The following is a 4985-nucleotide window of genomic DNA, read 5'->3' on the forward strand; positions in this document are numbered from 1 at the left end:
CAGCAGGGCAGGCCCTACACCCTGACCCAGCCCATGCTCACCAGTGACCAAGCAAGCACCTACGTCAATGCTCAACTGCTCGTTGACGGTGGCCGCCTGCCATTGACCGGGAAGGGCAACGGGCCGCTCGCCGCGCTGGTCAACGCCTTTGCCGCACTTGGCCTGAATTTCGACATCGCCGACTACCATGAGCATGCGGTACGTGATGGCGCCCAGGCCGAGGCGATCGCCTATGTGGAGATACGCGTCAACAACCAGCTGCTTTTCGGTGTTGGTAAAGACAGCAGCATTCTCCAGGCTTCGCTGCAGGCTTTGGTCAGTGCAGTGTGCAGGGCTACTCGCCAGGGCCTGCTCGAGCCCTTGGGCAATACCATCGTCACGGCCTGAGGCGATATCGGCATTGGAAGCCTTGGGAACAGACTGCGGGCATGGTGCGGTGGTGGCCAGCCACGAGGTCCGCATGGAAGGCGATGTATACATGCGGACCTTGCAGCTCAGTTCACGCATTGAACACTGTCAGATCATCCTGGTTTCCGGATTTTGGTCTTCGAACGTGGCAGTTCTTCAGTCAGGCGTGCGCGCCTGCACCTCCACCAGCCCAGCCTCCAGCCCCCGCACCATCACGCCCTCGGGCACCGCTGCACCGGTCGTCACCGGAATCTGCTCGACCGCAGCCTGTGGCGTCGCTCGATACACCACGTAGCGTCCCCCCTTGCCATCATCGCGCAATGCGTGCGGGGGAATGGCGATACCCTGTTCGTCACGCTGCAGAATGATCGACAGGCGTGCGCTCATCCCCGCGCGCATCGGGTGCTGCAAGGGCTGTGCTGGCAGGTCGATCGACACCTTCACTGGGTACTGGGCTCCGGCGCCTTGCGTATCGGCCGTCTCGCTCTGGATACCGATGGCGGTAATGCGACCGCTCAGCTCACCAGAAAAACCGTCGCCGCTGATCTGCACCGGCATGCCTTCGTGCAGCAGGCGCAGGTCGGTTTCTTCCACCCGGCTCAAGGCCTGGAAGCGCTCCTGGCCGATTACGCCGAGCAGCGGTACCCCCTGGGTGACGGCGACACCCGTTTGCAGGGGGACGGATTTGCCGCCCTCCTGGGGTGCCGGGCGAACCACATAACCGGCCAGTGGGGCGAGCAGTTCGCGTCGTGCATACAACTGCTCGAGGGCTTGATGACGTGCTTGGGCGTTGGCCAGTTCCATCGCCGCGATGCTGCGCTCCTCGCCGTGGCCGTGCGCAAGTGTTGTAACCAGCTCCTCGTTGGCGGCGGTCAGGTCCTGGCGCTGGGTGTTCACCTGCTGGGCCAGGCTTTCGACCTCCATGCGCGCGACGATGCCGCGCTCGAACAGCGCCTGGGTATCGCGCAGGCTACTCTCGCTGCGGGATAGGTTCTGGCCCGCGGCCGCCACTGCGCGCCGTGCGCGGGCGACTTCCGGGCTGGCGCTCCAGCGCTCCAGGCGTTGCGCCTCTCGACGGGCCTTGAGCAGCTCAGCTTGAGCCTGGCGCAATTGCACTTGCAGCTGTGCAGGGTCCAGCGTCATCAGCACCTGGCCTTTCTCGACGTGCTGGCCCTCCTGTACGCGCACGTCGGCGATCAGCCCGTCGAAAGGTGCGGCGAGGGTGATGTGGTCCATTGACTGCAGGTGACCTACCAGGCCCAGGCGATTTTCCAGCAGGCGCGGTGCTACCTGCACCCACTGCGCTTGCGGGGAAGCGCCCGGCTGCTCATCCGCATCGCCGTAGCAGCCCGGCAGATTGGCGAGGGCCAGCACCAGTAGCGCGCGGCCGCCAGTGATCGAGCAAAACCTAGTCATTCAGTGCAATGTCCCAACTGTCCAGCGTGGTGCCCAGGGTCTGGTCCAGTTCGGCCTGGGCGTTCATGTAGCTGATGAGCGCACCCAGGCGCGTATTCTGCGCCGTGCGCAGGTCGTTCTCGAAACTCAGAACCTGGAAGTTGCTTGATCGGCCGACGGTGAGTTTTTCTCGTTCGATCGCTAGTTTGCGTTGCGACAATTCCTGCGCGCGCAGGGCAATCTGGTACTGGCGCCAGCGCACGCCGATGTCGCGCACGGCATTGGTCACGTCCCGCTGGAGTTGCTGACGTGCTTCCTGCAACCGGACTTCCTGGGTTTCCACCCCGACACGCGCATGCACTTCAGCCTGACGGGTACTCAGGTCACCGATCGGAATTTCCACTTGAACGCCCACATAATTCTCCCAACTGCGCGCGCTGCCGTTGAGGTTGTTGCGTTCACGCACCTGGGCGCCACCACCCACCAGAGAGACGTCCCACAGGCGCTCGTTACGCGCCACCGTCAGGTTGATCGTTGCTTGCTCGCCGGCAATCAGTTCGATGAGGTAGGTCGGTTGCAGGGCCTGAGCCTGTTGAAGGGCCAAGGAGGTGTCGACATCAATCGCGTCCGCCTGGACCGTGTCACTGGCGACGATGGGGGTATCGAGATCCAGCGCCAGCATCTGCAACAGCGCCAGGCGCGCGGCTTGCTGTTGATTGCGGGCGTCTTCCAGTCCGAGCTCCTGGGTGGCGACTTCGGCTTCGGTCTGGACTATCTCGAAGGCTGCCATGCGACCGGCAGCGATCATTGCCTGGTTCACCTCGAGCAATTGACGGGCCCGCTGCAGCGCGTCGCGGGCAATCTGCAACTGCTCCTGGGTCTGCAGCAGAGTGTGATAACCGATGATGATTCGGGTGATGGTCTGCGCCACGGTGTCTTTCAACGCCAGCCGGTTGACCTGCTCGCCCAGGCGGGCCAGTTGCACCGGTGCCGTGGCGACATCCCTGCCGGCACCGCGCAGCAGCGGCTGGATGACCGTGATGTTGGCGCCGTCGTTACGGGTCAGCCCGGCCAGATCGGCCTCGGTGTGACGATAGGTCCAGCCCAGGCTCAGGCGGGTGCCGTAAGGAGTCAGCAGGGTCGTAGTGGGTGTGATATCCCCTTGGCGATAGCGGTCGGCCTGGTTGTGATTGGACAGGTAGTTGCCGCGGATGAGCAGCTTGGGGCTGAAACGATCCTCGGCCACCCGCAGGTCGAACTTCTGGGCAATTCGATCCAGATAGGCGCTGCGGATCCCGCGGTTGTCGCGCAGACCGAGGTAGATCGCGTCGCTTAGGCTCAAATCGATGCGCTGTGCCTTCAGCGATAGGCTGGAAACGGCTGTCGAAGGGGCGCTCGGCCGGGTCGCCTGGGAAGGCGCGAGCGCCAGGCTGGCCAGGGCAGGCCCGGTGCTCATAATCAGCAGTAGCAAGGCCAGGCAGCGTTCAATCATCGCGCAACGCCTGTACCGGTTGCAGGCGGGCGGCAGACAGCGCGGGGCTCAAACCGAAGAACAGCCCGGTGAGGACCGCGCCCCCGATGCCAAGTGGCAACGACAGGGGGGCGAGGCTGAAGTCGGCCCAGCCAGACAGCAAAGTAAACAGCCACCCCGCGCCCACGCCCAGCACTGCACCGCCAGCGGCGCCAGTCACGGCCAGTACCACCGCTTCGAGGAGAAACAGCCAGGCGATATCTTGCGGGCGGGCGCCTAGTGCCATGCGCACGCCGATCTCGCGGCGGCGTTCGGAGACGTTCATCAGCATCACGTTCATCACCCCGACACCGCCCACCAGCAGGGCAATGCCGCCCAGCCCTGCCAGCAGCCAGGAGAACAGCCGCGACTGCTGGGCGATACCGGCGAGCAACTGCTGGGGCGCCTGGACATCGATCGTGCGACCGGGCAGGGCGGTCTGCAACCGCGCATGCAGACGAGGGGCGACGGCAAGTGGGTCGGTGCCGTCGGCCGTGCGCGCCAGAACGGTACCCACCTGAGGTGCGCTGACCAGCCGTCGCATACCTTCGAGCGGGATCAGCAGGCTGTCGTCGATCGACAGCGGCAGCAGTGGGTTTTGTCCGATGCCGTGCAATACGCCGATCACCTGGAACACGTAGCCTGCGATCTGTAGCTGTGCGCCAGGCATGACCGGCATGCCCTGTGCGGCCAGATCGGCGGCAAGGCGCTCGCCCAGTACCGCATGGGTGCTGCGGCTGTCGTAAGGGCTGATGAAACGCCCCTCTATCAATCTCAGGTCGAGTACTTCGGCCAGTTGCGGATCTACCCCGGCTAGCAGCGCGTCGTGTGTTCGTCCGTGCAGACTCACGCGTACCGACGACAGGCTCAGCGGACTGATTGCACGCAGTCCCGGCTCGGCTTCGCGCACGGCTTGGGCGTCGAAGGGCTGCGTTGCCTGTGCCGACAAGTGGGCGCCTGCAGGCCATTGCACGTCGGCGACCAGCAGGTCACTGCCCATGCCCTTGAACACCGCCATCGCCTGGCGCTGGGCGTTGTGCCCAATGTTCAGCAGCGCAACCACGGCTGCGCAGCCGACTGCGATACCGAGCAACGCCAGAATGGCCCGGCGTCCCAGGCGCTGGAGGCTATCGAATGGTTCGCAAAGGCGCTGAGCGAGGGATGGGCCGTAGGCTCGCGTGCTAACCATGCACGACCTCGCGTATGCAGCCCTCGACAACCTGCAGGCAGCGTTGCAGACGACGGGCAATCCCCAGGTCATGGGTGACGATGATCAGGGTGACGCCCTGCTCACGGTTGAGAGCCAGCAGCAGTTCGATGATGTCTTGTGCAGTCTGGCCATCGAGGTTGCCGGTGGGCTCGTCGGCGAGCAGCAGTTGGGGCTCACCGACGAGGGCGCGGGCAATGGCCACTCGCTGGCGTTGGCCCCCGGAGAGCTCTGCCGGGCGGTGGTGCAGCCGTTCGCCGAGGCCTACCCGCCGCAACTGCTGGCGCGCCGCCTCCCGTGCCGAGTTGCGTGGCTCGCCACGGTAAAGCAGCGGCAAGGCGACATTGTCGAGGGCATCCAGACGCGGCAGCAGGTTGAAGCCCTGAAAAACGAAGCCGATGTGCTGGTTGCGCATCACTGCGCGGGCGCCATCCGTTGCCAGGGTCATGTCGCGGCCTGCCAGAT

At 64.8% G+C, this 4985-nt stretch carries 5 protein-coding genes; 1 reads left to right on the forward strand and 4 read right to left on the reverse strand.

Annotated elements, in window-relative coordinates; genetic code table 11:
- On the forward strand, positions 1-387 hold a 387-nt coding region (locus tag VA602_RS14590), incomplete at its 5' end, for an alpha-isopropylmalate synthase regulatory domain-containing protein (RefSeq protein ID WP_323453566.1).
- A gap of 177 nt (positions 388-564) precedes the next feature.
- Here VA602_RS14590 and VA602_RS14595 read toward each other — a convergent pair.
- From VA602_RS14595 to VA602_RS14610, 4 genes are all read right to left on the reverse strand, one after another.
- Complete coding sequence (locus VA602_RS14595; protein ID WP_323453567.1) at positions 565-1824, reverse strand: efflux RND transporter periplasmic adaptor subunit; 1260 nt, start codon at positions 1822-1824, stop codon at positions 565-567.
- Entirely contained in the window at positions 1817-3295 is a 1479-nt protein-coding gene (locus tag VA602_RS14600) for a TolC family protein (protein WP_323453568.1), read from the reverse strand. Before VA602_RS14600 ends, VA602_RS14595 begins: the two co-directional genes overlap by 8 nt.
- Positions 3288-4502 carry an ABC transporter permease gene (locus VA602_RS14605; RefSeq protein WP_323453569.1) on the reverse strand — a complete coding sequence of 405 codons (1215 nt, stop codon included), beginning with the start codon at positions 4500-4502 and terminating at the stop codon, positions 3288-3290. Before VA602_RS14605 ends, VA602_RS14600 begins: the two co-directional genes overlap by 8 nt.
- Positions 4495-4985: ABC transporter ATP-binding protein (locus VA602_RS14610; RefSeq protein ID WP_323453570.1), on the reverse strand; the 491-nt coding region annotated here is incomplete at its 5' end. The genes VA602_RS14610 and VA602_RS14605, both read right to left, overlap by 8 nt.

It is taken from the genome of Pseudomonas machongensis, from assembly GCF_034961125.1.
In the GTDB taxonomy this organism is placed as follows: Bacteria; Pseudomonadota; Gammaproteobacteria; order Pseudomonadales; family Pseudomonadaceae; genus Aquipseudomonas; species Aquipseudomonas machongensis.

Bases quoted from the DNA above. Each gene is read 5' to 3' on its own strand.
- VA602_RS14595 (WP_323453567.1), bottom strand. From the start codon at position 1,824: ATGACTAGGTTTTGCTCGATCACTGGCGGCCGCGCGCTACTGGTGCTG.
- VA602_RS14600 (WP_323453568.1), bottom strand. From the start codon at position 3,295: ATGATTGAACGCTGCCTGGCCTTGCTACTGCTGATTATGAGCACCGGG.
- VA602_RS14605 (WP_323453569.1), bottom strand. From the start codon at position 4,502: ATGGTTAGCACGCGAGCCTACGGCCCATCCCTCGCTCAGCGCCTTTGC.